Origin of the sequence: Cardiobacterium hominis (assembly GCF_900637305.1) — a bacterium.
GTDB classification, from domain to species: domain Bacteria; phylum Pseudomonadota; class Gammaproteobacteria; order Cardiobacteriales; family Cardiobacteriaceae; genus Cardiobacterium; species Cardiobacterium hominis.
On sequence record NZ_LR134365.1, the window covers coordinates 2,342,296 to 2,368,244 of the forward strand.

General features: G+C 62.5%; 27 protein-coding genes, 1 tRNA gene and 1 other RNA gene. 9 read left to right on the forward strand and 20 right to left on the reverse strand.

Features of this window, described 5'->3' with window-relative positions; genetic code table 11:
• Nucleotides 1–37: 37 nt before the first annotated feature.
• The 15 genes from EL199_RS11270 to EL199_RS11340 all read right to left on the reverse strand — a co-directional run bounded on the left by EL199_RS11270 (nucleotide 38) and on the right by EL199_RS11340 (nucleotide 13,556).
• Nucleotides 38–508: an invasion associated locus B family protein gene (locus EL199_RS11270; protein WP_004143277.1), complete on the reverse strand. Its 471-nt coding sequence runs from the start codon at nucleotides 506–508 to the stop codon at nucleotides 38–40.
• A 78-nt stretch (nucleotides 509–586) separates the two neighbouring features.
• Nucleotides 587–1,774 (reverse strand): 5-demethoxyubiquinol-8 5-hydroxylase UbiM, encoded by a 1,188-nt coding sequence (gene ubiM / locus EL199_RS11275; RefSeq protein ID WP_004143276.1) that lies wholly within the window; start codon nucleotides 1,772–1,774, stop codon nucleotides 587–589.
• Between the two features lie 170 nt (nucleotides 1,775–1,944).
• A complete protein-coding gene (locus EL199_RS11280; RefSeq protein ID WP_004143274.1) occupies nucleotides 1,945–2,253 on the reverse strand; it encodes an RNA recognition motif domain-containing protein in 309 nt (102 codons plus the stop codon).
• A gap of 156 nt (nucleotides 2,254–2,409) precedes the next feature.
• Complete coding sequence (locus tag EL199_RS11285) at nucleotides 2,410–3,561, reverse strand: MalY/PatB family protein (protein WP_004143273.1); 1,152 nt, start codon at nucleotides 3,559–3,561, stop codon at nucleotides 2,410–2,412.
• Between the two features lie 110 nt (nucleotides 3,562–3,671).
• Nucleotides 3,672–5,273 (reverse strand): ubiquinone biosynthesis regulatory protein kinase UbiB, encoded by a 1,602-nt coding sequence (gene ubiB, locus EL199_RS11290; protein ID WP_004143271.1) that lies wholly within the window; start codon nucleotides 5,271–5,273, stop codon nucleotides 3,672–3,674.
• 6 nt (nucleotides 5,274–5,279) lie between these two features.
• A complete protein-coding gene (locus tag EL199_RS11295; protein WP_004143270.1) occupies nucleotides 5,280–5,873 on the reverse strand; it encodes a ubiquinone biosynthesis accessory factor UbiJ in 594 nt (197 codons plus the stop codon).
• The gene (gene ubiE, locus EL199_RS11300) at nucleotides 5,866–6,648 is read right to left on the reverse strand and encodes a bifunctional demethylmenaquinone methyltransferase/2-methoxy-6-polyprenyl-1,4-benzoquinol methylase UbiE (RefSeq protein WP_004143269.1); all 783 of its coding nucleotides are present in this window, start codon (nucleotides 6,646–6,648) and stop codon (nucleotides 5,866–5,868) included. Before ubiE ends, EL199_RS11295 begins: the two co-directional genes overlap by 8 nt.
• Complete coding sequence (locus tag EL199_RS11305) at nucleotides 6,645–6,998, reverse strand: gamma-butyrobetaine hydroxylase-like domain-containing protein (protein WP_004143268.1); 354 nt, start codon at nucleotides 6,996–6,998, stop codon at nucleotides 6,645–6,647. The genes ubiE and EL199_RS11305 overlap by 4 nt, the downstream gene beginning before the upstream one ends.
• The gene (locus tag EL199_RS11310) at nucleotides 6,982–7,656 is read right to left on the reverse strand and encodes an HAD family hydrolase (RefSeq protein WP_004143267.1); all 675 of its coding nucleotides are present in this window, start codon (nucleotides 7,654–7,656) and stop codon (nucleotides 6,982–6,984) included. Before EL199_RS11310 ends, EL199_RS11305 begins: the two co-directional genes overlap by 17 nt.
• Nucleotides 7,653–8,321 (reverse strand): HAD family hydrolase, encoded by a 669-nt coding sequence (locus EL199_RS11315; protein WP_004143266.1) that lies wholly within the window; start codon nucleotides 8,319–8,321, stop codon nucleotides 7,653–7,655. Before EL199_RS11315 ends, EL199_RS11310 begins: the two co-directional genes overlap by 4 nt.
• 76 nt (nucleotides 8,322–8,397) lie before the next feature.
• Nucleotides 8,398–9,429 carry a UDP-N-acetylmuramate dehydrogenase gene (gene murB, locus EL199_RS11320; protein WP_004143264.1) on the reverse strand — a complete coding sequence of 344 codons (1,032 nt, stop codon included), beginning with the start codon at nucleotides 9,427–9,429 and terminating at the stop codon, nucleotides 8,398–8,400.
• Nucleotides 9,395–10,213 (reverse strand): DUF4261 domain-containing protein, encoded by an 819-nt coding sequence (locus EL199_RS11325; protein WP_004143261.1) that lies wholly within the window; start codon nucleotides 10,211–10,213, stop codon nucleotides 9,395–9,397. Before EL199_RS11325 ends, murB begins: the two co-directional genes overlap by 35 nt.
• Complete coding sequence (locus tag EL199_RS11330; RefSeq protein ID WP_004143260.1) at nucleotides 10,210–10,506, reverse strand: helix-hairpin-helix domain-containing protein; 297 nt, start codon at nucleotides 10,504–10,506, stop codon at nucleotides 10,210–10,212. Before EL199_RS11330 ends, EL199_RS11325 begins: the two co-directional genes overlap by 4 nt.
• 46 nt (nucleotides 10,507–10,552) lie before the next feature.
• A complete protein-coding gene (locus EL199_RS11335; RefSeq protein WP_126316086.1) occupies nucleotides 10,553–12,073 on the reverse strand; it encodes a sigma-54-dependent transcriptional regulator in 1,521 nt (506 codons plus the stop codon).
• Between the two features lie 28 nt (nucleotides 12,074–12,101).
• Nucleotides 12,102–13,556: a sensor histidine kinase gene (locus tag EL199_RS11340; RefSeq protein WP_004143257.1), complete on the reverse strand. Its 1,455-nt coding sequence runs from the start codon at nucleotides 13,554–13,556 to the stop codon at nucleotides 12,102–12,104.
• Between the two features lie 23 nt (nucleotides 13,557–13,579).
• On the opposite strand from EL199_RS11340, the gene EL199_RS11345 reads away from it, so the two are divergent.
• The gene (locus EL199_RS11345) at nucleotides 13,580–13,777 is read left to right on the forward strand and encodes a hypothetical protein (RefSeq protein WP_126316087.1); all 198 of its coding nucleotides are present in this window, start codon (nucleotides 13,580–13,582) and stop codon (nucleotides 13,775–13,777) included.
• Nucleotides 13,778–13,847: 70 nt separating this feature from the next.
• Here EL199_RS11345 and EL199_RS11350 read toward each other — a convergent pair whose 3' ends face one another.
• Nucleotides 13,848–14,618, reverse strand: a complete 771-nt coding sequence (locus tag EL199_RS11350) for a 16S rRNA (uracil(1498)-N(3))-methyltransferase (RefSeq protein ID WP_126316088.1) — start codon at nucleotides 14,616–14,618, stop codon at nucleotides 13,848–13,850.
• A 58-nt stretch (nucleotides 14,619–14,676) separates the two neighbouring features.
• Between EL199_RS11350 and xth the strand changes: the two genes are divergently transcribed.
• The 6 genes from xth to EL199_RS12870 all read left to right on the forward strand — a co-directional run bounded on the left by xth (nucleotide 14,677) and on the right by EL199_RS12870 (nucleotide 20,565).
• Nucleotides 14,677–15,438 (forward strand): exodeoxyribonuclease III, encoded by a 762-nt coding sequence (gene xth, locus EL199_RS11355; RefSeq protein ID WP_004143254.1) that lies wholly within the window; start codon nucleotides 14,677–14,679, stop codon nucleotides 15,436–15,438.
• Between the two features lie 156 nt (nucleotides 15,439–15,594).
• Nucleotides 15,595–17,058 carry a glucose-6-phosphate dehydrogenase gene (zwf, locus tag EL199_RS11360; protein ID WP_004143253.1) on the forward strand — a complete coding sequence of 488 codons (1,464 nt, stop codon included), beginning with the start codon at nucleotides 15,595–15,597 and terminating at the stop codon, nucleotides 17,056–17,058.
• 243 nt (nucleotides 17,059–17,301) lie between these two features.
• Nucleotides 17,302–17,991: a 6-phosphogluconolactonase gene (pgl, locus tag EL199_RS11365; RefSeq protein ID WP_004143251.1), complete on the forward strand. Its 690-nt coding sequence runs from the start codon at nucleotides 17,302–17,304 to the stop codon at nucleotides 17,989–17,991.
• 14 nt (nucleotides 17,992–18,005) lie between these two features.
• Nucleotides 18,006–19,457, forward strand: coding sequence for a decarboxylating NADP(+)-dependent phosphogluconate dehydrogenase (gene gnd, locus EL199_RS11370; RefSeq protein ID WP_004143249.1), 1,452 nt, complete (start codon nucleotides 18,006–18,008; stop codon nucleotides 19,455–19,457).
• 172 nt (nucleotides 19,458–19,629) lie between these two features.
• Nucleotides 19,630–20,337, forward strand: a complete 708-nt coding sequence (locus EL199_RS11375; protein ID WP_004143247.1) for a zeta toxin family protein — start codon at nucleotides 19,630–19,632, stop codon at nucleotides 20,335–20,337.
• A gap of 51 nt (nucleotides 20,338–20,388) precedes the next feature.
• A complete protein-coding gene (locus EL199_RS12870) occupies nucleotides 20,389–20,565 on the forward strand; it encodes a hypothetical protein (RefSeq protein WP_004143245.1) in 177 nt (58 codons plus the stop codon).
• 55 nt (nucleotides 20,566–20,620) lie between these two features.
• Here EL199_RS12870 and EL199_RS11380 read toward each other — a convergent pair.
• A tRNA-Arg gene (locus tag EL199_RS11380) sits at nucleotides 20,621–20,697 on the reverse strand.
• 11 nt (nucleotides 20,698–20,708) lie between these two features.
• An RNA gene (gene rnpB, locus EL199_RS11385) (RNase P RNA component class A) lies at nucleotides 20,709–21,044 on the reverse strand.
• A 94-nt stretch (nucleotides 21,045–21,138) separates the two neighbouring features.
• On the opposite strand from rnpB, the gene EL199_RS11390 reads away from it, so the two are divergent.
• Nucleotides 21,139–21,726 carry a LemA family protein gene (locus tag EL199_RS11390; RefSeq protein WP_004143243.1) on the forward strand — a complete coding sequence of 196 codons (588 nt, stop codon included), beginning with the start codon at nucleotides 21,139–21,141 and terminating at the stop codon, nucleotides 21,724–21,726.
• A 99-nt stretch (nucleotides 21,727–21,825) separates the two neighbouring features.
• Nucleotides 21,826–23,670 carry a M48 family metalloprotease gene (locus EL199_RS11395; protein ID WP_004143242.1) on the forward strand — a complete coding sequence of 615 codons (1,845 nt, stop codon included), beginning with the start codon at nucleotides 21,826–21,828 and terminating at the stop codon, nucleotides 23,668–23,670.
• Nucleotides 23,671–24,013: 343 nt separating this feature from the next.
• Here the strand turns inward: EL199_RS11395 and EL199_RS11400 are convergent, their stop codons facing one another.
• Nucleotides 24,014–24,769 carry an ABC transporter ATP-binding protein gene (locus tag EL199_RS11400; RefSeq protein ID WP_004143240.1) on the reverse strand — a complete coding sequence of 252 codons (756 nt, stop codon included), beginning with the start codon at nucleotides 24,767–24,769 and terminating at the stop codon, nucleotides 24,014–24,016.
• A complete protein-coding gene (locus EL199_RS11405; RefSeq protein WP_004143238.1) occupies nucleotides 24,766–25,944 on the reverse strand; it encodes a FecCD family ABC transporter permease in 1,179 nt (392 codons plus the stop codon). The genes EL199_RS11400 and EL199_RS11405 overlap by 4 nt, the downstream gene beginning before the upstream one ends.
• Between the last annotated feature and the right edge of the window lie 5 nt (nucleotides 25,945–25,949).

The window sequence follows — 25,949 nt, forward strand, 5'->3', positions numbered from 1 at the left end:
AACCGGACGCGAGTCCGGCTTTTACATGGGCCTGGGTTTACAGGTTTTTGAGAACGTCAGAAACGCCTTTCAGGGAGAAGCCCATGGTTTGTTGTTTGTCGCCGACGAAGGCCGCCACTTGCAGGGTGTTGCCTTTTTTGAAGCTGTCGAGGATTTTGCCTTCGACCGGAATCGCCGCGTTGCAGCCGCCCTGGTCGCAGAAGTCAAACGGGGTGACGACCAGCTCTTTGCCGTCTGCCGCCAATGCCATGCCCGCACGCAGGTTCACGCCGAGCGGCACGGTGATGAAGGCGATGACGTTGTTTTGTGCTTCCGGGATGCGGCGCAGCAGGATGCGGCCGACCGGTTCGCCTTTGTCGTTATTGACGATTTGGATGGCGCCGCATTCGCTGCCTTGGCAGGTGCCTTTCCAGTCGCCGTAGGCTTTGCCTTCGGAAAGTTTGGCGGCAGCGGTAAGGCTGATGGTAGCGAGCGCCGCGACGGCAGCGATTTTCAGCGTGGTTTTCATGGAATCTCCTGTGTTGGGAAAAAAACGCGGCGAGTGTATCACGGCGGCCGCAGCGGGTCTATGACGCCTAACGGTTCTTTAACCCGTAAGCTGGCGCGTTATCAGGTGTTTCAGCGGCGGCAGTGCTTGCGAGAGGCGGAGCACGCCGTGGCGCAGGATTTTCGCCGATGGGGTTTCGCGGGTGAACAGTTTGACGATGGCGTTGGTACCGTGGTAGAGCGGACGGGTGTTCAGCTGGTGACGGCGGTCGTAGGCGGCAAGCAGCGCCGGGTCGCCGATGTCCCTGCCCTGCCCTGCCTGACGCAGGATGAGGCGCGAGAGGATTTCCTGGCTTTGCAGGCCGAGGTTGTAGCCGTGTGCGGTAACCGGGTGCATGCCGCAGGCGGCGTCGCCGATGAGCGCGCAGCGGTTGGTATAGAAGCGGCGGGCATGGACGCCGACCAGCGGGTAGTCGTGCACGCTGCTCACCAGTTTCATCGCGCCGTAGCGGTGGCCGACTTGCGCGGCGATGTGGTTGGCGAGTGTTTCGCCGTCCATCGCCAAGAGTTCCGGCGCCTTGCGGCTGTCGAGGGTGACGACGCAGTTGGTGAGGTGGTCGGTCAGCGGCAGGAGCGCCAGCGTGCTGCCGTAGAAGAAGCATTCGCTCGCGGTGTGGTCGTTGGAAAGTTCGTGTTCGAGGCGGAAGACGAGGACGTTGCGCCCGAATTCGTGGGTGTCGGCGGCGATGCCCATCGTGCGGCGGATGAAGGAGAAGCGGCTGTCGGCGGCGACCAGCAGTTTGCCGCTGATGGTGTCGCCGTTATCGAGCGTGACTTGCGCGCTGGCGGCGTCGCTCTGGCAGGCGACAACGCGGCGGCCGGTGTGCCAGCGCAGGTTTTCCTGCCCCTGCACTGCTTCATAGGCGGCGCGGCGGATGATGTGGTTCGGCACGAGGTAGCCGAGGGTGTCAATCGCCTGTCGGTGGCTGTTTTGTGTCGGCACCGGGAAATGCAGGCGGAAGGGCGAGTCGCCATTGAGTACCGAGGCGGCGCGCAGGTAATGGACTTCGTCGGCAGGGAATCGTTGCCAGATGCCGAGGTTTTCGAGGATGGCTTTGGAGGGGTGGGTGAGCGCGATTTCGCGGCCGTCGTAGGGCGGGTCGGCAAGCACTTCCGGCGGGTGCACTTCAACGACGCTGATGTTGAGCGGGCTGCCCGCGAGCGCACGGCAGAAGGCGAGGCCGGCGGGGCCGGCGCCAACGACGATGATATCGGTTTGTTCTTGCATGGTTTTCTCCGGGATGGGAAGGCGATGAGGGCGCGATTATAGCATGATGATTGGTTCTGACCGGCACGCTCGATTGGATTTTGTGAAGAATCAGGCAGGACGCGGATGGAACACGTTTTTTGCGCTTGCAACACGCCTAAAAAAACCCGCTTGCGCGGGCTTTTTGCGGTTTACCAGTTTCCGCCGCCACCGAAGCTGCGGCCACCGCCAAAGCGGTCACGGCGCGGGCGCTCTTCGCGCGGGCGTGCTTCGTTGATTTTCAGCGGGCGTCCGCCGAGGTCTTTGCCGTTTAGCGCGTCAATGGCGCGCAGTCCGGCGCTGTTGTCATTCATCTCGACAAAGCCGAAGCCTTTGCTGCGGCCGCTGTCGCGGTCTTTGATGATGGTGACGTTGCCGACTTCTCCGTGCGAAGCGAACATTTCGCGCAGTTCCTGTTCCGTAGCCTGATAGGACAGGTTGCCGACGTAGATGTTGATCATGTTTTTTCCTTTTCATTACATGCGTTATTACACTCAAACTCCCGAAACCCAACGCATGATTACGACAGTGTTTTGCCCGATGGCAAAAGGTTTGGCGGCGACCGCCGCCGGAAAGGCGCTTACATTCGGCTTTTATTACAAGAATGTCAAGCAGATTTATGGCTTTTGTCCTGCTGCCGCTTCCACCGCACGGCTGATGCGCTCCAGCGCTTCTTCCAGCATGTCGCGCGGGCAGCCGAAGTTGAGGCGGACGTAGCCCGGCGCGCCGAAGTCCGCGCCGTCGTTCATGCCGACGCCGTGTTGTTCGAAGTATTTTTGCGGGTTTTCGACGCCAAGGTCGCGCGCGTCTATCCAGGCGAGGTAGGTCGCCTCGACGGGGGTCATGTGCAGTTTGCCGGTGGCGTTGATGCGTGCCTCGGTTAGTTCGGCGTTTTCGCGCAGGTATTTGAGCATTTCTTGTCGCCACGGCTCGCCGTGTTCGAGGGCGGCGATGGTCGCGGTCATGCCAAGCACGTTCACATCGCCGGTCATGCCCGCGCTGACGCGCTGGAAGTCGCGGCGCAGTTCGGCATCGGCGATGATGGCAAAGGCGCAGGAGAGTCCGGCGATGTTCCAGGTTTTGCTCGCCGCCATCAGGGTGATGGTGCGGGCGCGCGCATCGTCGCTCAAGTCGGCAAAGGGGCGGTGGCGGCTGCCGTTTAGGATGAGGTCGCAGTGGATTTCGTCCGAGCAGACGATGAGGTCGTGTTTTTGGGCGATTTCCGCGTAGCGCGCCAGTTCGTCGTCGCTGTAGACGCGGCCGATGGGGTTGTGCGGGTGGCAGAGGAGCAGGAGGCCGGTGTCGGCGCTGATGTTGGCTTCCAGGGCGGCGAAGTCCGGTACCCAGCGGCCGTTTTCCAGTTTGCAAGGTGAGCCGCGGTCGGTAAAGCCGGGCAACAGCGCCGGGTGTTTGCGCAGGTGCGGGTACACGGGTTCGACCATGACTGCCTGGTTTTTGCCGCGCAGTTGGGCGACGGCGCGGCTGAAGTTCAGTCCGGGCACGACGCCGGTGAGCGGCTGTATCCAGTCGTCTTCGATGTGCCAGCCGTATTGGTCGTGGCAGTGTTTTTTGATGGCATCGAGGAAGCGCTGGCGGCGGTGGCCGTAGCCGAAGACGCCGTGCTCAAGCCGCTCTTGCAGTGCGTCCAGGATGGCGGGGGCGGCGAGGAATTCGGTGTCGGCTATCCACATCGGCAGGATGTTGCGGCCGCTGTATTTGTGCCATTTGTCGGAATCGCTTTGGGCGCGGGTGTCGCTGCTGCGTAGCATGGTTTTCTCTCCGATTCGGTTTTTTTCGTCGTTTCGTAGGTTGGGTTAGCGCATTCCTCGCTAACCCAACCTACTGTAATTCGCGGTGGGGCAAGCCCCACCCTACTGTTTTATGTTTTGCCGGGTTTGCACCACTGCCAGATGCCAACGGCGGCCATGGCGGCGAGCGCGCTGTGTTGCCAGAATCCTTGCGGGTGGGCGGTAAGCCAGAGGGCGACGGCGGCGATGAGCAGCAGGGTGCCGGCGAGCAGGCGCGGGTTTTGTTTGGCTCGCGCCGGGCGCGGTGGCGGCTGGTCGATTTGTTGCAGGATGCGTGTAGCGAGCAGCGGCAGTTGCGGCAGGGTTTTCGCGTATTCGTGCGCGTGGTAGCGCATTTGTTTGAGCACCGCGCGCGGCCCGATTTGGGTTTTCATCCACGCTTCGAGCACGGGTTTGGCGGTCGTCCACAGGTCGAGTTCGGGGTAGAGGCGGCGCCCCAGGCCTTCGACGTTGAAGAAGGTTTTTTGTAGCAGCACGAGCTGCGGCTGGATGTGCATGTTGAAGCGGCGCGCGGTCTGGAAGAGGCTGACGAGGAAGGCGCCGAAGGAGATTTCTTTGATGGGTTTGCCGAAGATGGGTTCGGAGACTTTGCGGATGGCGGCTTCGAAGTCGGTGACGCGGGTGTCGCGCGGGACCCAGCCGGATTCGACGTGCAGTTCGGCGACGCGGCGGTAGTCGCGGTTGAAGAAGGCGAGGAAGTTTTCGGCGAGGTAGTGCTGGTCTTCCGGGGTGAGCGAGCCCATGATGCCGAAGTCGATGGCGCAGTAGCGCGGGGTTTCCGGCTGGTCGGTGTAAACGAAGATGTTGCCGGGGTGCATGTCAGCGTGGAAGAAGCTGTCGCGGAAGACTTGGGTGAAGAAGATTTCGACGCCGCGCTCGGCCAGCACTTTGAGGTTGGTGCCGGCGGCATGGATGGCGGTTTCGTCGGCGATGTTGGTGGCGCGGATGCGCTCCATCACCATGATGTTTTTGCGGCAGTAGCGCCAGTGCACTTCGGGAACGTAGAGGAGCGGCGAGTTTTTGAAGTTGGCGCGCAGTTGGCTGGCGTTCGCCGCTTCAAACATTAAATCAAGTTCGTTGGCGAGGGTGTTTTCGAATTCGCGCACGACTTCGACCGGGCGCAGGCGGCGGCCGTCGCTGGTGCAATTCGCCAGCCGCGCCAGTTGGTACATCAGCGCGATGTCGGCGGCAACGGCCTTTTCAACACCGGGGCGCAAGACTTTGACGACGACGTCTTCGCCGCTTTGTAGTGTCGCCGCGTGGACTTGGGCGACGGAGGCGGATGCCAAGGCGGTTTCATCAAATGCGGCAAAGACGGCGTCTATCGGCTCGCCCAAGGCTGCTTCTATCAGCGCGCGCGCCTCGCTACCGGGGAACGGCGGCACTTTGTCCTGCAACTGGCTGAGCTCTGCGAGCAGGTCGGGCGAGAGCAGGTCGGGGCGGGTGGAGAGGGTCTGCCCCAGTTTGACGAAGATGGGGCCGAGGTCTTGTAGTGCCAGGCGCAGGCGTTTGCCGAGGCTGGCGGCTTCGCCGTCGTCCTGGTAGTAGGCGGGGTGCAGGCGGGCGGCAAGACGCAGCCAGCGGAAGGCGCCTTCGTCCGGCAGGTATTCGTGCAGGCGGTAGCGGATGAGGACGCGCGCGATGTGGTACATGCGCCGGGTGGAGGCGAGCATCGGCAATCAGTTCTCCGTGGCTAGGCGGGTTTCGAGGCGGGCAAGGCGGGCGGTGAGCGCTTGCAGGCGGCGGGCGAAGTCGGCGGCTTCACTGCGGGTGGCGCAACCGTTTTCGCTGATATACGCGCGCAGTTTGGCTTCGATGGCCGCTTTGCCCGCTTCGCCGTGGGCTTGCAGGCGACGCGCGGCGTCGGCGAGGTATGCGCCCAAGCGGTCGCCGAAGCGCTCGCGGAAGACGGCATCGAAGTCGGGCGCGAGTTCGCCCATGACGCGCTGGAATTGTTGCGCGGCGTGCAGGTCGCCTTCGATGTAGAGTTTGCCGCGCGGTGGCGTGCTGCTGTTTGTCGGTTTTTTGAAGAGCTGGAGGAAGCCGCTCAGGTTGCCGGAAAGACGCACGTCGCAGAGGGTGGCGTGGTCGTCGGAGAAGTGCAGTTCGCCGCCGTGGATTTCGATAAGCCACGGGCGCTCGCCCCAGCCGAGGTCAAGGCTGATGCGGCGGCCGTTCAAGGCGGCAAGTTTGTCGCGCGCCGCCGGGTCAAGGCGCAGGGCGCTGTTGATGAGGCGCGCCAGCACGCTGCCGCTCAGAAAGGTTTCAAGCATGGGGTTTGACTCCTTTGTGGATGGCGACGATGCCGTTGCTGAGGTTCTGGTATTCGCAGTCCACCAGCCCGGCGGCGGCGAACATGGCTTTCAGTTTTTCTTGCGGCGGGTGCATGCGGATGGATTCGGCGAGGTATTGGTAGCTGTCGGCGTCTTTGGCGATGAACGCGCCCATTTTCGGCAGGAAGGTGAAGCTGTACCAGTCGTAAAAGCGGTTGATGACGGCGTTTTTCGGGCGCGAGAATTCGAGTACCAGCACGCGCCCGCCGGGCTTCAGCACGCGCGCCATTTCGGCGAGCGCTTTGTCCTGGTGGGTGACGTTGCGCAGGCCGAACGCCATGGTGATGAGGTCAAAGCTGTTGTCTTCAAACGGCAGTGCTTCGGCGTTGGCGATGACGAATTCGAGGTTTTTCAGCCAGCCTTTGTTGGTCAGGCGCTCTTCGCCGATTTTCAGCATCGCCGCGTTGATGTCGGACGAGACCAGCCGCCCTTCGATGTCCGCGCCCGCGCCCTTGCCGCGCATCCGCTTGGCCAGCCGCAGGGTGATGTCGCCCGTGCCTGCCGCCAAGTCCAGCACCGCTTCGCCCGGCTTGACGCCGGTCTGCCAGACGTACCAGTTTTTCCAGGCGCGGTGGATGCCCGCGCTCATGACGTCGTTCATTAGGTCGTATTTGCCCGCCACCGAATCGAAGACGGCGCCGACGCGCCCTTCTTTTTCTTCGGAATCAATGGTCTCGTAGCCGAAGTGGGTTTGTTCTTTCTCTTTTTCTGTCATTTCTCGTCCCGTGTTTTGCCCTCTGCGGCGAGGGCTTGCAGATAGCGTTGCCAGTAGTCGTCGGCGTTAAGCGCCAAATCGTGCAGCGTTTCCCAAGTGTAGATGCCGGTGTGGTGGCCGTCGCTGAAATACAGGCGCACCGCGTAACTGCCGACCGGCTCAACGCGGCGAATCAGCACCTTGCGCCTGCCCGCGACCAGCGTCCACGCGCCGCCGTGGTTGCGCACCTCCGCCGAGGGCGAGCAGACGCGCAAATATTCAGCGGCAAGCGGATAAGCCACTCCGGCAAAGGTGACGGTAAGCGTGGCGCCGCCTTTGGCGAGGCGCAATTCTTCAGGCACGGTGGGCATCGAAAATCTCGCGGACTTCATCATGATGGGAAACGGTGCGCCAGGCGCGCGCCGCCAAATCGGCGGTTATCATACCGTAACCCGGCAAAATCAGGGTACGGCAGCCCGCCTCCACCGCCGCCAGCACGCCGGGCGGCGAATCCTCCACCACCAGCAGGTTTTCCGGGGCGACGCCCAGCGCCGCTGCCGCCATTTGATACGGCTGCGGGTCGGGCTTGGGGCGGGCGACATCATCGTGGCTAATCACCACGGCAAAGCATTGGAACAGCTCCGGCCGGGGGCAGCGGGCAAAATCCTGCTCGACATTGCGGCGAAAATCGCCGGTCACTAGCGCCAGCGGCACGCCCGCGCCGTGCAAATATTCGATGAGGCGGTCGGCGCCGGGCATGAACGGCGCGCCTTCCTCCGCAAAAATGGTGTCGCGCAGCGCGAACCAGTGCGCGATGAAATCATCCAGCGCCATTTCCTGCCCCAACGCCTCGCCGAGTACCTTGAGATAAACCTCCGGCGGTTTGCCGACCAGCGTCTCAAACAGTGCCGGTTCGAGCGGCAGTTTCTCGCGCACAATCAGCTCGCGAAACGCGCGGTAAATCAGACTCTCCGTATCAAAAGTCACGCCGTCCTTGTCAAGCGCGACCGCCTTGATTACAGGCTTCATAACAGCACCTCCCGCACCGCGTCATGATGATGAATGATGCGGCGCACCGCCTGCGCAATCTGCGGCGCGGGCTGACAGTCGGCCGCCAGCAGGAAAACCGGACAACCGGCGGCAAGCGCCGCCTGCGCGCCCACATCCGAATCCTCCAGCACCAGCATCGCCTCCGGCGCGACGCCCAAATAGGCGGCGGCGCGCTGATACGGCTCCGGGTCGGGCTTGGTGCGGGCGACATCATCGGCGGTAATCACCACCGAAAAGCGCTGCAACAGCTCCGGCTGCGGGCAGCGCTGAAAATCGGCGAGGACATTGTCGAGGTCGTCCGCCGTGACCAGCGCCAGCGGATAACCCGCCGCATACAGCGCCTCAATCAGCGTATCCGCGCCCGGCATGAACGGCACGCCGCGCGTGGCGATGATGGCGTCGCGCTGGGCAAACCAGCGGCGGAAAAAGGCGTCCATATCGACGTCCGCGCCAAGTGTTTGCTGTAACAGCGCGGCGGTTGCGGCGCTGCTCAAGCCGCTGCACGCATCGACCAGCGCCTGCGCATCGGCAGGCGGTTGCGGCAAGGCGACGAGGGTTTGCAGCAGGGACTCGGCATAGATGCGCTCGGAATCGAAGGTTACGCCGTCTTTGTCAAAGGCGACGGCGGCAATGGGTGGGGTCATGATTTAGGGTTCCTCCGGTTGGGTGGATGCGTAGATGCCGGGGCGGATTGGGATGGCTGCCCCTGCGTTGTCCCGCTTATGCCAGCACCGTCGGCTCGATGTTGAGCGCGAGGCCGTAGCGGCTTTGTACCGCCCGCTGGATTTCAGCGGCGAAGGCGAGGATTTCCGTCGCCGTGCCGCCGTAGTTCACCAGCACCAGCGCGTGTTCGGCGTAGATGCCGACCTTGCCGTCGCGCGCGCCTTTGAATCCGCTTTGTTCAATCAGCCAGGCGGCGGGGATTTTCACCGCATCCGCCCCGGCGGCGAAAGACGGCATGGCGGGGTGTTTTTCGCGCAGCGCGGCGTAGTGCGCGCTACTGACGACGGGGTTGTGGAAGAAGCTGCCCGCGTTGGGCAGCGCTGCCGGGTCAGGCAGTTTGCCGCGGCGCAGGGCGCTGACCGCAGCGTGTACGTCCGCCGGGTGGTGCAAGTCGTCCGCCTGTTCGCGCAGACCGGGGTAGGCGGTGTGCAGCGTGCCGCGCTTGGACAGGCGTAAGGTGATGGCGCTGATGATGTAGCGCTCGCGCCAGTCGTGTTTGAAGCGGCTATCGCGGTAGGCAAAGCGGCAGTCGGCGGCGGGAATGTCGCGCAGGCGGCGTTCGTCGCGGTCGTAAACTTGCACGCGCTCCAGCAGGTGCTGGAGTTCAACGCCATAGGCGCCGATGTTTTGTACGGGGGCGGCACCGGCGCTGCCGGGAATGAGGGCGAGGTTTTCCGCGCCGTACCAGCCTTCGCTTGCGCTCCAGGCGGCCACCGCGTACCAGGGTTCGCCCGCCTGTATTTGCAGGAGGACGCTGTCCGCGTCTTCGCCGATGACGCGCTGGCCGCGGTATTGCGGACAGAGGATGCGCGTCTGGATTTCTTCACGGCAGATGGTGTTGCTGCCGCCGCCGAGGATGCGGTCGCCGGGCGCGGCGGTGCGCCATTCTTCCGCGCTCTCTATCAGGACGAGTTCGCGCGCGAGGGACGGGCAGGCAAGGGTGTGGCGCGGGGCAAGGTCGGCGTGGTATTCGGTTTGCATGGTCTGAAACGGGTTAGTCGTCGCGGTTTCCAGCGGCGTATGGGGCATTGGGGCAGATGTCGAGGACGAGGCGGCTGGGTTCGAGCAGGCTGTCTTCGTGGCGGCAGTGCCAGGGTTCACCGTTGCTGCCGGTGAGGGTATGGCCGTCGGCAATGATGTCACCGTGTTCGAGGAGGTAGATGGCGGTGTTGTAGAGCTGTTGGGCGACGGCATCGGGTTCGAGGTCGCGGTAGTGGCATTGCAGATCGGGCACACCGAAGACGCTGAGGCCGCATGTATCCATGATGCTGTCGCCGGGGTGGTTGCTGATAGTGTAGTAGCGGACGTTGATGAGGCCGTAGTAGGGCTGGTCGTCGCCGGCATCCAGCCAGCTTTGCGGGTGGTAGTAGCGGTTGGTGGCGAGCGGGCGCACGGCTTGCGGCGCGGTGAGTTCGATGAGGACACGGCTGATGCTGCGGATGATGTGCAGGCGCTGGTTGGGGTCAAGCAGGCGGCCGAGGAATTCGTTGATGATGAGGATGTATGGGCATCGCGGGACGATGTCGGCAGCCTCCATCCAACCCCAGCTTTGTTGCAGGGCATCGGCATCAGGTGCTTCAGCCGGAGCGGCAAGCAGGGTGATCATGGTAGGCGCTCCCGGTCGGTCGACGTCGCAGCGGTAGTCGTGCAGGGCGAACATTGGAGTGTCGCCATCGCCGATGGCTTCGACGTGGCCGAGGTAGGCGGCAAGGCGGGTTTGCCAGGCGGCGGGGTCAATAGGCGGTGGCGCGGTGTAGTAGCCTTCGAGGAAGTAGAGTTCGGGTTGCAGACGGGGTTCGTGGGCGAGGGTCATGAGGTGTTTCCGGGTTCTTTTTGTTTGCGCTTGGCGCTGTATGTCCACCACGATAAAGCTTCGCCGCCGTGCATGTAATCGACGACGGATTGCAGGATGTCATGGACGCAGGGGTCATGGCGGATGCCGTCGAGGGCGCAGAGGGTGTGGTAGAGGGTATCGGCGTTTTTGCCGATAAGGTCTTTGGGGTGGTGGATGCCCAGGCGGCGCAGGTCTGCGGCACTGGCCGGGCCGATGTTGGGCAGGTCGGTGAGTTGGTGCAGGTGGTCGCGGCGGACTTTGGCGGGGTGCATGAGCGGTGGGGATACAAGCGATGGTGGGCAAAGCCCACCATCGTGGTCAGTCGATGCCGAGTTTTTTGAGTTTGTAGCGCATGGCGCGGAAGCTGATGCCGAGTTTTTCGGCGGCTTTGGTCTTGTTGTAGTTGCAGTCTTCCAGCGCCTTGATGAGGAGGTTGCGCTCCAGTCCCTGCATGTAGTTTTCGAGGTCGTTCGGCAGCGGGATGGCGGGGCCGTCTTTTTGGCGCGGCTGGTATTGTTCGAGGGCGGTGATTTCTTCTTCGTCAAGGTCGGCGGTGGGCGCGCGTTGGCGCAGCGGGCGCGGGTCGGGTTGGGCGACGGGCGGCGGCGCGGCGGGGCGGGCGGCAGGTTCTGCCGGGATGCGGCTTTCGCTGAGGTGGATGCCGTCGGCTTCGATGGTGTCGCCTTCGACGAAGGTCAGCGCGCGTTCGAGGATGTTTTCGAGTTCGCGCACGTTGCCGGGGAAGGGGTAGGCTTCGAGTTTGGCCAGCGCCGCCGGTGAGAGGTGCGCCAGCGGGTAGCCCGCGTCGCGTGCCAGTTTGGCGAGCAGGTGGGCGGCGAGGATGGCGATGTCGCCGTCGCGTTCGCGCAGGGGCGGCATGGTGAGGCCGATGACGTTCAGGCGGTAGTAGAGGTCTTCGCGGAATTTGTTTTCGGCGACGCGGCGGGCGAGGTCGTGGTGGGTGGCGGAGATGATGCGCACGTCCACCGCTTCTTCGCGGTCGCCGCCGATGGGGCGCACCGCGCGCTCCTGGATGGCGCGCAGCAGTTTGACTTGCATGGACAGCGGCAGGTCGGCGACTTCGTCAAGGAATAATGTGCCGCCGTTGGCGGCGACGAAGAGGCCGTCCTGGTCCTGGTTGGCGCCGGTGAACGCGCCTTTTTTGTAGCCGAAGAATTCGCTTTCGACGAGGTTTTCGGGAATCGCGCCGCAGTTTACGGCGACGAATGCGCCTTCGGCGCGGTTGCTTTGGTGGTGGATGGAGCGCGCAGCGACTTCTTTCCCGGTGCCGGATTCGCCGTGGATGAAGACGGGCGCCTGGGAGCGCGCGACTTTGCTGATCATCGCCCGCACTTTTTGCATGACTTCGGCGTCGCCGATGAGTTCGTATTTGTTGCTGGAGCGGCCGCCGCCCTGTGGCGCGGTTTTTTTGCCGCCGCCCGCGGCGGGTGAGGCACTCGCGCCGCCGCTTTGGCTGTGGCCTTCTTTGAGCGCGGCTTTGCAGACACTGCGCAGTTGTTTGAGGTCGAAGGGTTTGTTGATGAAGTCGAAGGCGCCGCGTTTGAGCGCGGTGATGGCGGTGTCCATGTTGCCGTGCGCGGTAATCATGCACACCGGGGTGCCAGGGTAGTGTTTTTGTACGTGGGAGAGGAAGTCGAGGCCGTCGCCATCGGGCAGGCGGATGTCGGAGATGATGAAGTTGTAGCGCTCTTCTTTGAGCGCTTTGATGGCGGCACGGATGGTGTAAACGCTGGTGCAGGTGATGTCCTGCCCCATCAGGCTCATTTCGATGAGTTCGCAGATGTCGCGTTCGTCGTCAAGGATTAACGCTTTGGTCATGGGGTTTTCCTTCTTTATTTTGGTGTGGTTATAAGAGGTGGATGTCTTCGTTCGGGTCGTCTTCGTTGGCGAGATACCGCTCCATCGTCAGGCGGAAGCAGGCGCCGATTTCTTTGCGCACATAGACGATTTGTGCCTGGTTGGCAACGCACATTTCGCGCACGAGGTAGAGGCCGAGGCCGGTGCCGTGCCGCTTGCTGAAGAAGGGTTCGAAGATGCGTTCTTCGTCGTCTGCCGCCACGCCCCGGCCGTTGTCCTGGATGTCGATGTAGAGGAAGCGGCCGACGTCGCCGATGCGGGTGCGCACGGTGATTTCGACGTCGTCGCGTCCGGCGTGTTTGACGGCGTTTAGCATCAGGTTGTGCAGGATTTGTTCGAGGTGACCGGCGTCGAAGAAGACGGCGTATTCTTTGGTCGCGTCCATGTCGCTGCGGATTTTGGCGCGGCTGGTTTCGTCGTTGGTGCGCGCTTCGCTGATGACCGCTTGCAGGAAGGGGTTGAGCGGGATGAGTTTGGTGTTGCGCGGTTTGTCGGAAAAGAGGTTCAGGATGTCGGAGATGATGTTGTTGATGCGCTGGGTGTTGTTGCGGATTTTGTCGGTAAGGAAGTGGACTTTCGGGTCTTCGCTCATTTCTTCCATGAGGTCGGCGGCGCTTTGTACCGAGCTCAACGGGTTACGGATTTCGTGGGCGATGCCGGCGGTGAGGCGGCCAAGCGAGGCGAGCCGCGTTTCGCGCACCCGCTGGTAGCTTTCGTCGATGCTTTCCAGCATGATGAGGGTGAGCGCCATATCTTCGTCGGTCTTAAGCGCGTTGAAGGAGAGGCTGTAGCTGCCTTTGCCGATGTCCAGGGTGCGGCTGTCGTTGAAACGCATGTGCTGCCAGCGGCCAAAGCGCTTCGCCAGTTCCGGCAGGAGTTCGCCGAGGTTGCGCGGCACTTTCGCTTTTTCCATCAGGCCGAAGATGGTGCGCGCCTGGCGGTTGAGCGTCAGGATGCTGCTGTCGCTGCTGACCACCAACAGGCCGTTTTGCATGTCTTCGATGATGGAGTCGTTCATCTTGCGCAGCTGGCGGGTGTAATTGCGGCTGAGCTCGGCGTTGATGCGGTTGTCACGGCCTTGTGTCGAGAGGTAGCTGACCAGCACCGCCAGAAGCGCCATGCCGGTGGCAATCACCGCCGGTTCCAGCCATGACAGGCTATCGTGACCGAGCGCGGCGAGCAGTTGCGAAAAGCAGGCGCTCCAGGGCATCCCGCCCATTTTCTGCCACGGCACCAGCGGCACCGCCTGCAAAAACGCCGCCACCATCATCCAGATGACCACTAGCGCGACGCCGTAAACCACACTCTGCCGCACCGTCAGCGTCATCGCCGAGAGCAGCACCGCGTTCAGGATGGAGAGCATCAGCAGGCTGCTGTTGTTCAACAGCCCCAGATTGAGAATGAGCAGACCGAGGACAAAGGCATCGCAGACGGCATTGCTCAAAAAAAATCTTTTCCGACACCGGCGTGCGCAGCGAGCCGAGCCAATGCAGCGACATCACCGCCACATACAGCGTAATCAGCGCCGACAGCCAGTTGGTGCCGCCAAGACCAAACGGCAGCACCTTGCCCGTGCCACCGCCGGTGAGAATAAAACCAAGCAAAAACAACATGACCACCACGACGCGCACCACATTGAAAACGCGCAACATCGAGGCGCGGTAGAGCACACTCTCCTCGCCGGTAATCTTGATAATCCGCCCCGGATCATGCAGCGGAATCTGAATATCGTCCCTTAACACACAGCCTCCCGCGACAAATCCCCAAAAACCGCCTGCGCCCGGGCGAGGGCGACGGTTGCCGCCGTATCGGCGCGCAGCACCCGCGGGCCAAGCGACTGCGGCAACCAGCCCGCGTTCACCGCGGCCGCGACCTCATCGGGTGCAAAACCGCCCTCCGGACCAATCAGCACACTCACCGCCTCCGCCGCCTGCCCACTGGCAGCAGGCGCATCATGCGGCGAAAAAATCCAGCGCAGACCGGGCGCGTCTTCAAGAATATCGGCAAAATCGCGCACCGCTTCCACCTGCGGCAAAGTGGCGCGGCCGCACTGCATCGCGCTCGCCACCACAATCCCCTGCCAATGCGCGAGTTTGCGCGAGAGGCGCTCATCGGCGGGCAGCGCCTCGCTGCGCGCCGTGCGCAGCGGCACAATCCGCTTCGCGCCCAGCTCCACCGCCTTCTGCACCACCCGATCCATCGCCTCGCCCTTGAGCAGCGCGGCGAACAGCACCAGATTGAGCGGCGACTCATTGCCGACCGCCTCGCGCGCCAAAATGCGCACCTGCGAGGCGCGGCGGTCGCAGGCGACGAGTTCCGCCGCATAATCAAAACCGTCGCCGTTAAACAGCACCAGCGACGCGCCGACACGCAGCCGCAGCACCGCGCTGACATGACGATGCGCCGACGCATCCAGCGCCACCACCTCGCCCACCCTCAGCGGTTGCGACGAAAACAAACGAAACTCACGCATAAAATGACCGAATTGAGAAAGCCCGAAAACCATGATTTAATGCTAACATTCTACCCGAACTGACAAAAATTGACACCCGGAAAACCGCTCCATGAACATCACCAGTTGGAACGTAAACTCGCTCAACGTCCGCCTGCCGCACGTCCTGCAATACCTCAAAGAAACCGCGCCCGACATTCTCGGCCTGCAAGAACTCAAACAAACCGACGCCGCCATTGACCGCACCGCGCTTGCCGCCGCGGGCTACCACCTGGAAAGCCACGGACAAAAAACCTACAACGGCGTCGCCCTGCTCGCGCGCGAAGCGCTCACCGACGTGGTGCGCGGTATACCGGGTTATGCCGACGAACAGGCGCGCGCCATCGCGGCAAACGTCGGCGACGTGCGCGTGCTGAACCTCTACGTCCCCAACGGCAAAGCGGTCGGCGACGAAAAATACACCTACAAACTGCACTGGTTGGACGCCGTCACCCGCTACATTGACGACCTGAAGCGCGAACACCCCAAACTCGTCATCATCGGCGACTACAACATCGCCCCCGCCGACCTTGACGTACACGACCCGGACAAATGGCGCGACCAAATCCTCTGCTCCGCCCCCGAACGGCAGGCGCTCGCCAACCTCCTCGCGCTGGGCTTCAAGGACGCCTACCGCACGCTGCACCCGGACACACAACAATTCAGCTGGTGGGACTACCGCATGGGCGGCCTGCGCAGAAACATTGGTCTGCGCATCGACCTGACGCTCACCAGCGACGCGCTCACCCTCGCAGACGCCGGCATCGACACCGCCCCGCGCCACTGGGAACGCCCCTCCGACCACGCCCCGGCGTGGGTGAAAATCAAAGGCTGAAATGCCTTACCCCAAATAGTCGCCATACACCAACCTCAATACCAGCAATTAGCGCTATACAACCGCCCGCACGCAGAAAAACCAAATCCCGTCTTCATTGCCCCGTCCCGGCAAAGCGCCGATAATGCCTGCCCGTCTTCACCCCACAGGACTCCCATGAGACCCGAAAACAACTGCATCGTCATCTTTGGCGCCTCTGGCGACCTCACCCGGCGCAAACTCATCCCCGCACTGTTTCACCTGTTCAAGAACAACCAGTTGCCGGAAAAATTCGCCGTCTTGGGCGTCAGCCGCACCGAGCTGGATGACGACACCTTCCGCGAAGCGATGCGCCGCAACCTCATCGAAAAAGAAGGGGCGCACGGACAGACGCTGGAAGCCTTCTGCACCCACCTCTATTACCAATCCATCGACACCGCCGACCGCGACGACTACGCCAAACTGCTGCCGCGACTGGACGCGCTGCATCACGAATACGACACGCGCGGCAACACCGTCTACTACCTCTCCACCCCGCCGAGCCTCTACGGCATCATCCCCGAATGCCTCGCTGCGCATGGCCTGAACGACGAAGAACGCGGCTGGAAGCGGCTGATTGTAGAAAAACCCTTCGGCTACGACAGCCAGACCGCGAAAGACCTCGACCGCACTATTCACCACTACTTCCACGAACACCAGATATACCGCATCGACCACTACCTCGGCAAAGAAACCGTACAAAACCTCCTCGTGCTGCGCTTCTCCAACGGCCTCTTCGAGCCGCTCTGGAACCGCAACTACATTGACTACATTGAAATCACCGCCGCCGAAACCATCGGCGTGGAAGACCGCGGCGGCTACTACGACGGCTCCGGCGCGGTGCGCGACATGTTCCAGAACCACCTGCTGCAAATACTGGCCATGGTGGCGATGGAACCGCCGGCGCTGATCGATGCCGACTCCATGCGCGACGAAGTCGCCAAAGTGCTGCACAGCCTGCACCCGCTGGACAACGAGCACCTGAAAACCCACCTCGTCCTCGCCCAATACGGCAAAGGGCGCGTCGGCGACAAAGAAGTCCTGCCCTACCGCCAGGAAAAAGGCGTCGCCGCGGACAGCACCACCGAAACCTACATGGCGCTGCGCCTGCAAATCGACAACTGGCGCTGGAGCGGCGTGCCGTTTTACATCCGTACCGGCAAATACCTGCCGATGCGCTTCACCGAAGTCGTCATCCACTTCAAAACCACGCCGCACCCGGTCTTTAACCAGCACGCGCCGGAGAACAAACTCATTATCCGCATCCAGCCGGACGAGGGCATCGCCATGCGCTTCGGCCTGAAGCGCCCCGGCGCGGGCTTTGACGCCGAAGAAGTCAGCATGGACTTCCGCTACGCCGACCTTGCCGCGAACAACGTCCTCACCGCCTACGAGCGCCTGCTACTGGACGCGATGAAAGGCGACGCCACATTATTTGCGCGTACCGACGCGGTACATGCCTGCTGGAAATTCGTCGAACCCATCCTCGCCTACAAGGCGAACCGCGGCCAGCTCTACAACTACGACCCCGGCAGCTGGGGCCCGACCGAGGCGGACAAAATGATTGCGCGCAGCGGCCGCGTCTGGCGACAACCGAAATAACCCCTCGCAATAACCCCCTATTTTGTGAACGGAAGTGAAAAAAACCACCGACATACCCCCTCCCCCGTGGGGGAGGGTCGGGTTTCCTTGAAAAGGAAAGCCGGGGTGGGGGCAGCAGACAAACCGCACAGCGACCGCATCCAAAACAAATGGTAAACAGCCCTTGGGCGCTGCTTACCATTTGAACCTCCTCCCCCGCTTTGCAGGGGAGGGCGTGATTATGAACCCCTTGAGATAACCACCATGCAAACCCGCATCCATCACGACAGCGCCGCGCTCGTCGCCCACATCGCCGCCACCTTCGCCGCCTACAGCCGCGAAGGCCGTCCGGTACACATCGCCCTCTCTGGCGGCAGCACGCCGAAAGCGCTCTACCAGGCACTCGCCACCGCCCCGTGGCGCGACAAAATCGCCTGGCACAACCTGCACCTCTGGTGGGGCGACGAACGCTGCGTCCCGCCCGCCGATCCGGAAAGCAACTACGGCGAAGCGGCACGCTACCTGCTCGACCACGTCCCCGTGCCGCCGGAAAACATCCACCGCATGCGCGGCGAAGACGACCCCGCCGCCGAACGCGCGCGTTACGCCGCCGACCTTGCCGCGCACCTGCCGGACGGCCGCCTCGACTGGACCATATTGGGCATCGGCGAAGACGGCCACACTGCCTCACTCTTCCCCGGCGCGACCGACTACGCCACCATTGCCAGCGTTGCCGTCGCCGAACACCCGACGAGCGGCCAAACCCGCCTGACCCTCACCGCGCCGCTCATCGCGCGCAGCAAACACATCAGCTACCTCGCCGTCGGCGCGGGCAAAGCCGACATCCTGCGCGCCATCGCCGACGGCGGCGACTACCCCGCCGCGCGCATCCACGCCGAACACGGCAACACCGAATACCACACAGACCGCGCAGCGGCCGCCCGACTACCATAACCCACGGAGCAAACATGAAAAAAGCAGACATCGGCGTCATCGGCCTCGCCGTCATGGGGCAGAACCTCATCCTCAACATGAACGACCACGGCTACAAAGTCGCTGCCTACAACCGCAGCACCGCCAAAGTGGACGAATTCCTGCAAGGCGCCGCCAAAGGCACCCAAATCATCGGCGCCCATAGCCTGCAAGAACTCACCGATAGCCTGGAAAAACCGCGCATCATCATGCTGATGGTGCGCGCCGGAGATGCCGTAGACCAAACCGTCGCCCAACTGCTGCCCTATCTGGAGCCCGGCGACATCATCATCGACGGCGGCAACAGCCACTACCCCGACACCAACCGCCGCGTTGCCGCCCTGCGCGAACAAGGCATCCGCTACCTCGGCGTCGGCGTCTCCGGCGGCGAAGAAGGCGCGCGCCACGGCCCCTCCATCATGCCCGGCGGCAACGCCGACGCCTGGCCGCACGTCAAACCCATCCTGCAAGCGATAGCCGCCAAAACCAAAGACGGCGAACCCTGCTGCGACTGGGTCGGTGCGGACGGCGCGGGGCACTTCGTCAAAATGGTGCACAACGGCATCGAATACGGCGACATGCAACTCATCTGCGAGGCCTACCACATCCTTAAAGACGGCCTCGGCCTCACCTACCCCGAAATGCACGCCGTCTTTGCCGACTGGAAAAAAACCGAGCTGGACAGCTACCTCATCGACATCACCGCCGACATCCTCGCCTATAAAGACGAAGACGGCGCGCCGCTCGTCGAAAAAATCCTCGATACCGCCGGACAAAAAGGCACCGGCAAATGGACGGGCATCAACGCACTCGACCACGGCATCCCGCTCACCCTCATCACCGAAGCCGTCTTCGCCCGCTGCGTCTCCGCCCTGAAAGACCAACGCGAAGCCGCCGCACAAACCTTCGGCAAAACCATCGCCCGCATCGACGGCGACCGGGCGGCGTGGACAGAAACCCTGCGCCAGGCGCTGCTTGCCGCGAAAATCATCTCCTACGCACAAGGCTTCATGCTCATCCGCGAAGCCTCCGAACAAAACGGCTGGAACATTGACTACGGCGCGACTGCGCTCCTGTGGCGCGAAGGTTGCATCATCCGCAGCCGCTTCCTCGGCGACATCCGCGACGCCTACGCGCAAAACCCCGGCCTCGCCTTCCTTGGCAACGCCCCCTACTTCCAGCAACTACTGCAAACCGCGCTGCCGCACTGGCGCAAAACCGTCGCCAAAGCGATAGAGGCGGGCATCCCGGTGCCGTGCATGGCATCCGCCCTGACCTTCCTTGACGGCTACACCAGCGCCCGCCTGCCCGCGAACCTGCTGCAAGCCCAACGCGACTACTTCGGCGCGCACACCTACGAACGCACCGACCGCCCGCGCGGCGAATACTTCCATACCAACTGGACGGGCAAAGGCGGCGACACCGCCTCCACCACCTACGACGTTTAGGGGCTGTTGACAATTCGACGAACGAGCCCCTCTACCTCTGGGACAAGCATTGCTCGCGTAGTGACAAGATATTGCTTGCGCAGCAAGAGAGAGGGGCTTATTCGCTGAATTGCAAACAGACTCTAACCCGTAGCGCCGGGCAACCGGCGTTTTTTAACTTCCCCAAACCTGCATGCCGCAAAAAATCCTCATCCTCGCCGGACCGAACGGTGCCGGCAAAACCACCTTCGCCCGCGCCTTCCTTCCCGCCGAAGCCCAATGCCCGCACTTTATCAATGCCGACCTGATTGCCACCGGACTCTCGCCCTTCAATCCCGACGCGGCCGCCGTCAAAGCAGGACGCCTGATGCTTGAAGAAATCACCGCTGCCGTGCGACACGCTACCTCCTTCGCGCTAGAAACCACACTTTCCAGCCGAAGCTACCTGCGGCAAATCCCGATGTGGCAAGCCTTGGGTTACCACATCAGCCTCTATTTCATCCGCCTGCCGCACCCCGACTATTCCGTCCTGCGCGTCGCCGAGCGCGTCAAACAAGGCGGACATAACATCCCTGAAGCGACCATCCGCCGCCGCTTTGCCGCAGGACTTGCCAACCTTGACGCCTACTGCGCCGCCGTCAACCATTGGGCGGTCTATGAAAACACCGCTGACCGCCCTGCCCTGCTCGCTTGGGGCGAAAACCGCGCCAGGCACGAGGACATCGCCCAAGCACAAAACGCCGACCTGCGCGCCTCACCCACCGCCATGCAGCGCGCCGCCCTCGCCGCACGCCGCATTGCCCTACAAACTGACACCGCCATCATCCAAACCCGCGACGGCCAACCGGTGCGAATTGACGCAGCCGCCTTGCGTCAAAAACCCTGCCACGACATGGCATAAGCCGACACCTTCCCCTCTGTGACAAACCTTCCACATACAGGAACAGCACCCATGAAAACCATCCTGCTCACATTGACCTGCCTCACCACCCTCATCAGCTGCACCAGCACCACGCCCAACACCCACCCCGCCACGCACAAATCCGGCAGTGGCATGGGCATAAGCAACGAAAGCGGCAGCACCGAAATCTACGGCAGCATGGGCGTTAGCGCTAGCGTTCACAAATAAAGCGCAGAAAAAAGCCCCTGCCGCAATGGCAGGGGCACGCTAAAAGCGATAATCCTGGTGCCCCCGAGAGGAATTGAACCTCCAGCCTTTCCCTTAGGAGGGGAACGCTCTATCCAATTGAGCTACGGGGACATTGAGAAAAAAGAAAGAGTTCGCCGATAAGCCGGGTTCTGTCGAGGGCAATCATTCATCTGCGATAACCGTTACCGGCTACCTCTAGCAACCTACCCGGAATCACGGCGGGCCGCCGTAACGATTCCCTATTTGGTCTTGCTCCGAGTGGGGTTTACCCTGCCAAGCCTGTTACCAGCCTTGCGGTGCGCTCTTACCGCACCATTTCACCCTTACCTGCATGCAGGCGGTATATTTTCTGTGGCACTTTCCGTCGGCTCGCGCCGCCCGGGCGTTACCCGGCACTTCGCCCTGTGGAGCCCGGACTTTCCTCCAATCCGAAGATCAGCGATTGCCTGGCGAACTCAGGGCGCGGATTCTAAAGAGAAGCCCCCCAACTTGCAAGCCTGAAGAGCGCTCATTACAATGCGGGAAACCCATTGAGCAAACAGGAGAAAACCCATGATTGGCTGGATCGTCCTCGCCCTTGTCATCCTCGCCATCGTTGCGAGCGTCGCCATTTACAACCGCCTCGTCAATTACCGCAACGACGCGAAAAACGCCTTCGCGCAGATTGACGTCCAACTCACCCGCCGCTACGACCTCATCCCGAACCTCGTTGAAGTCGCGCGCAAATACCTGCAACACGAACAAGAAACCCTGACCGCGGTCATCGCCGCGCGCAACCACGCCGCCAACGCCCTGAAAAACACCGAAGGCAGCGGCGGCAGCACCGGCGTGGGCGCACTCGCCGCGGCCGAGCAAGCCTTGGGCGCACGCCTCGGTGGTCTCTACGCCACCTTCGAGAACTACCCTGATCTGAAAGCGGACAACCAGCTCGCTGCGCTGCGCGAAGAAATCGCCTCTACCGAAAACCGCATCGCCTTCTCGCGCCAGCACTACAACGACAGCGTCACCGAATACAACAGCGCCATCGAACAATTCCCGGCCAACATCATCGCGGGCATGTTCGGCTTCCGCGTCGCCGAACTGCTGGAAATCGAAGACATCGCCGAAAAACGCCAGCCGGTACAAGTCAAATTCGACTAATACGACAGCCCCTCTCTCGTCCGCAGCAAGAGAGAGGGGCTGGGGTGAGGGCAAAAAACCGTTGCGTTGCCTCACCATGAGGCTTTTCAGAGAACCAGAATGACCACCTTCCGCGCCAAACACCGCGAGGCGGACGTCGCCAGCCGTCGCCTGCAAATTGCCTTCTGGCTGGGTGCGCTTGCCAGCTACCTCACTTACAGCCTCGCCTGCGCACTGACCCTCTTCGGCGTAAGCCCCATCATCGCCGCCGTTACGCAGGACGGCCCGCACACCTTCAGCAGCCTCTATCTCCACATCAGCCTCATCGCCGGCCTCATCCCCACCGCTGCGCTGCTCATCGCTTACACCGACATGCAGCGCAAAATGCGCGCAACGAGCGCCGACGAGCAGGCGCGCGCCCTCGGTGCCGAGCTCGCCTGCCCGGAAAAACACCGCGCCGACCGCCTCTACACCAACCTTGTCGCCGAAATGAGCGCCGCATCCGGCAACGCCGTACCTGCCACCTACATCCAGCGCAACGACGACAGCATCAACGCCTTTGTCGTCGGCGGTGCAGACGGCAGCCTCGCTCTCACCGTCAGCCAGGGCGCGATAGACAGCCTCACCCGCGACGAACTCCAAGCCGTCATCGCCCACGAATACGGCCACATCGAAAACGGCGACCTCGCCATTTACGCCCGCCTCACCGCGATGGTGCATGGCTATTACATCATCAGCGACTGGCCAAACCGCCAGGAGCGCATCCACACCGCCCCCGAAGCCAACCTCTTCGATCTGCGCGGCATCATGCGAAACGACGACAGCCCGGATATCAGTATCCCCGCCGCCGCCTTCACCATCCTCGGCTCCATCCTCTACCTCTATGGCCGCCTGCTGCAAGCCGCCTTCTCGCGCCGCCGCGAAGAAATGGCGGACGCCCGCGCCGTGCAATACACCCGCAATCCTGACGCCCTCGTCAGTGCCCTGAAAAAAGCCTGGGCCCTGCAAGAAAACGGCATCAACCCGCGCCGCCCGCCGCGCGACCGCGCCCACATCTACTTCATCCACTACCAAAGCGGACTGAACCGCCTGCTACGCACCCACCCGCCGCTACGCGAGCGCATCAAAACCTGGGGTGGCGGCGACGTGAGCGCGCGCGAACTCGAAGCGCTCCTCTTTGACATCCAACAACAGGCGCGCGACCACTACGAAACCGACCCCGTACAACGCGGCAAAAGCGCGCTTGCCAGCCCCGTCGCCTACCCACTCCTCAGCCTTGACCGCACCCTCGCCGCGCAACACTTCCCCGCGCCCGCCGACCCCGCCGCCGCGCTCATCGCCCTCTACATCTACCACAGCGGCGCCAGCCCCTTTGACATCGAACAAAACCGCGTCATCCCGCCAAAAACCCTGGACGCCGCGCGCAACGCCCTTGCCACCATCGAACACACCGCGCCGCTCGCGCAAATCCCGCTGCTCGGCCACCTCACCCGCGCCACCGCCCCCCTCAGCGAAGCGCAAAAAAACACCCTCGAACAACACATCCAGCGCCTCATCAAACTCGACAAACACCTCAGCCGCTACGAACTCGCTGCCTACATCTGCTGGCGCGCGAGCCGCTGCCCTGCAGGCCATGCCAGCAACTACCGCGAACAGCGCGACGCCATCACCTACCTCTACGACTACCTCATCAGCGACACCCCGGACGACGACGAAGCACAAGAAAACTACCAGCGCCTGCTACAAAACAGCCTGCCGATAGACGCGCCGCCGCATACCCTGCTTGACACTGCTGACCACAAAACCGGCCTGCAACTCTGCCGCCACCTCGAAACCCTGCGCCAGCTTGACCACACCTACCGCAAAGCGCTGCTGGACGCCATCAACACCTACTACCAGCGCCTGGAAAAACTCACCCTGCCGCAAGCCTACCTGCGCTACGCCATCCAGCAGGCGCTGACATAAAAAAACCGCCTTTCGGGGCGGTTTCTTTTTTTAGGCCGTGTTGACGATTCGATGAACAAGCCCCTCCCCGCCCCCGCTCCGCGGAGGAGGATGATTCGAATTGCAAACAGCCCCTAGAGTCATAGAGGAATCACTTTTTCTGCGACCCATGATAGTGAACAGAAGCGAGGCAAACCGTCGATATGCCCCCTCCCCCGTGGGGGAGGGCCGGGGTGGGGGCAGCAAATGTGAAAAACGAAACTTCGATTCATCGCCCCCTCCCCCCGGCCCCATGCAAAATGCGGACGCATTTTGCATGGGTATCCGCCCGCTACGTGCTTCGCCCTGCGGGGCGGTTGCTTTTTCAATCCCGATGACAGGGACAGACCGGAATCACCGCGGTGTACCGGCTTGGCGTGGTAACAATCTCCGCCTCGATTTCATAAACCGCGCGCAGACTTTCCGGCGAGACAATCTCCGCGAACGCGCCCTGCCCTGCCACATGCCCCTTGTTCAGCAGCAAAATCGTCTGCGTGTGGCGCGCGGCGAGGTTCAGGTCGTGGATGGCAATCACCACCAGCGCGCCGGTGCGGGCAACATAAGCATTTAGGCGGTCAAACACCTGCATCTGATGGCGGATGTCGAGCGCGCTCGTCGCCTCATCGAGCAGCAGCAGTTTCGGCTCGCGCAAGAGACGCTGCGCGAGAAGCACCAATTGTTGTTGCCCGCCGGAGAGGCGCGTCATGCAGCGGTCGTGCAGGTGGCCAATGCGGAAATCATCGAGAATGGCGCTGGCGGCATCGAGCAGCTTGTGGCCGACACGCAGGCCGAGTTTCTCATGATGACCGAGCAGCACCGTTTCCAGCACGCTCAATTCGGCGCTGACCTGACAGTTCTGCGGCATGAAGCCGATATCACGCAGACTGACCGGCGCGCCCTGCCAGCGAATCGCGCCGCTGAAGCGCTGCACGGTGGCGATACTCTTGATGAGCGTCGATTTGCCGGTGCCGTTCGGGCCGATGAGGCCGACGATTTGCCCCGGCTCCAAGCGGGCGGTGACGTCGCGCAGGATGGGGTTTGCGCCGTAGCTGACGGCAACGTGTTCCAGTTCAAGACTCATGCGGCGCTCCTTTGCCCGCTGCGCAGGATGATGCCAAAGAGCATCGGCACGCCCGCGACGGCGGTAATAATGCCGACGGGAATGGCGCCGCCGGGCGAGAGGATCTTGCCGATGACCGAGGCGCCGATGAGAATGACCGCGCCGGTAACGGCGGCCAGCGGCAGCGCGAAGCGGTGGTCTTCGCCGACCAGCGAGCGCGCCATATGCGGCGCAATCAGGCCGACAAAGCCAATCGTGCCGATGAACGACACCGCCGCCGCGGTCAGCAGCGAGACGATAATAAAACTGCGGCGGCGCAGACGATCCACATGAATGCCAAGACTCATCGCGTTGGCGTCGCCGAGGCGGAGCGTGGTCAGCGCCCAGGTATCGCGGATGATGAACGGCAGACAGAGGACAAGCGTAGCGAGGCCGACTGCGACCGACGTCCAGCTGGCCTTCAGCAAATTGCCGAACAACCAAAAGACGATTTGCTGCGAGGCCTCCGGCGTGGCGAGAAATTGCAGCAGCGATTGCAGCGACTGAAAGAAAAACAGCACGGCAATACCGCCGAGGACAAGAATGGCGGGCGTGGCGCTGCGCAACACGGCGATAAGATAAATAAGGCCGCAGGCGCCGATGGTCATCGCAAACGCGGCCGCGGGGACGATGATAAAACCGTACCAGGCATGCCCGGCGACGCCCGGCATCATCCCGCCAAACATAATGGCGAGCGCCGCGCCAAAACCGGCGGCAGCGGAAAAGCCGAGGGTGAACGGACTGGCGAGCGGGTTGGCGAGGATGGTCTGCATCTGCAACCCGGCGAGGCCGAGGCAGAAGCCGACGAGAATGCCAGTCAGCGTCTGCGGCATGCGCAGCCCCCAAAGAATCGTCACCAATTTGCGCAAGCGCGCCTCATCACCAAAAAACTCGCCCATGCCCTGCCAGAGCGACTCCAGCCCGACGGGCGCGGCAGGCAACAATGCCAGCGCACGGCTGGCGACTTCACTGCGGGACTTGTCGTAAAACGGCCCGGCGCGCAGCGCCTTGAAAATATCATCCAGCGGCATCCCGGAAGGGCCGGTGGCGAGATCGGCAAGCGCCAGCGCGAGCAGCACCAGCGCCGTCGCCGCCAGCAAAAACAGGCGCCGGTCAGTACCACGGCGGTAACTGCCGTGAAGGGAGGCGTGTGTCATAAATA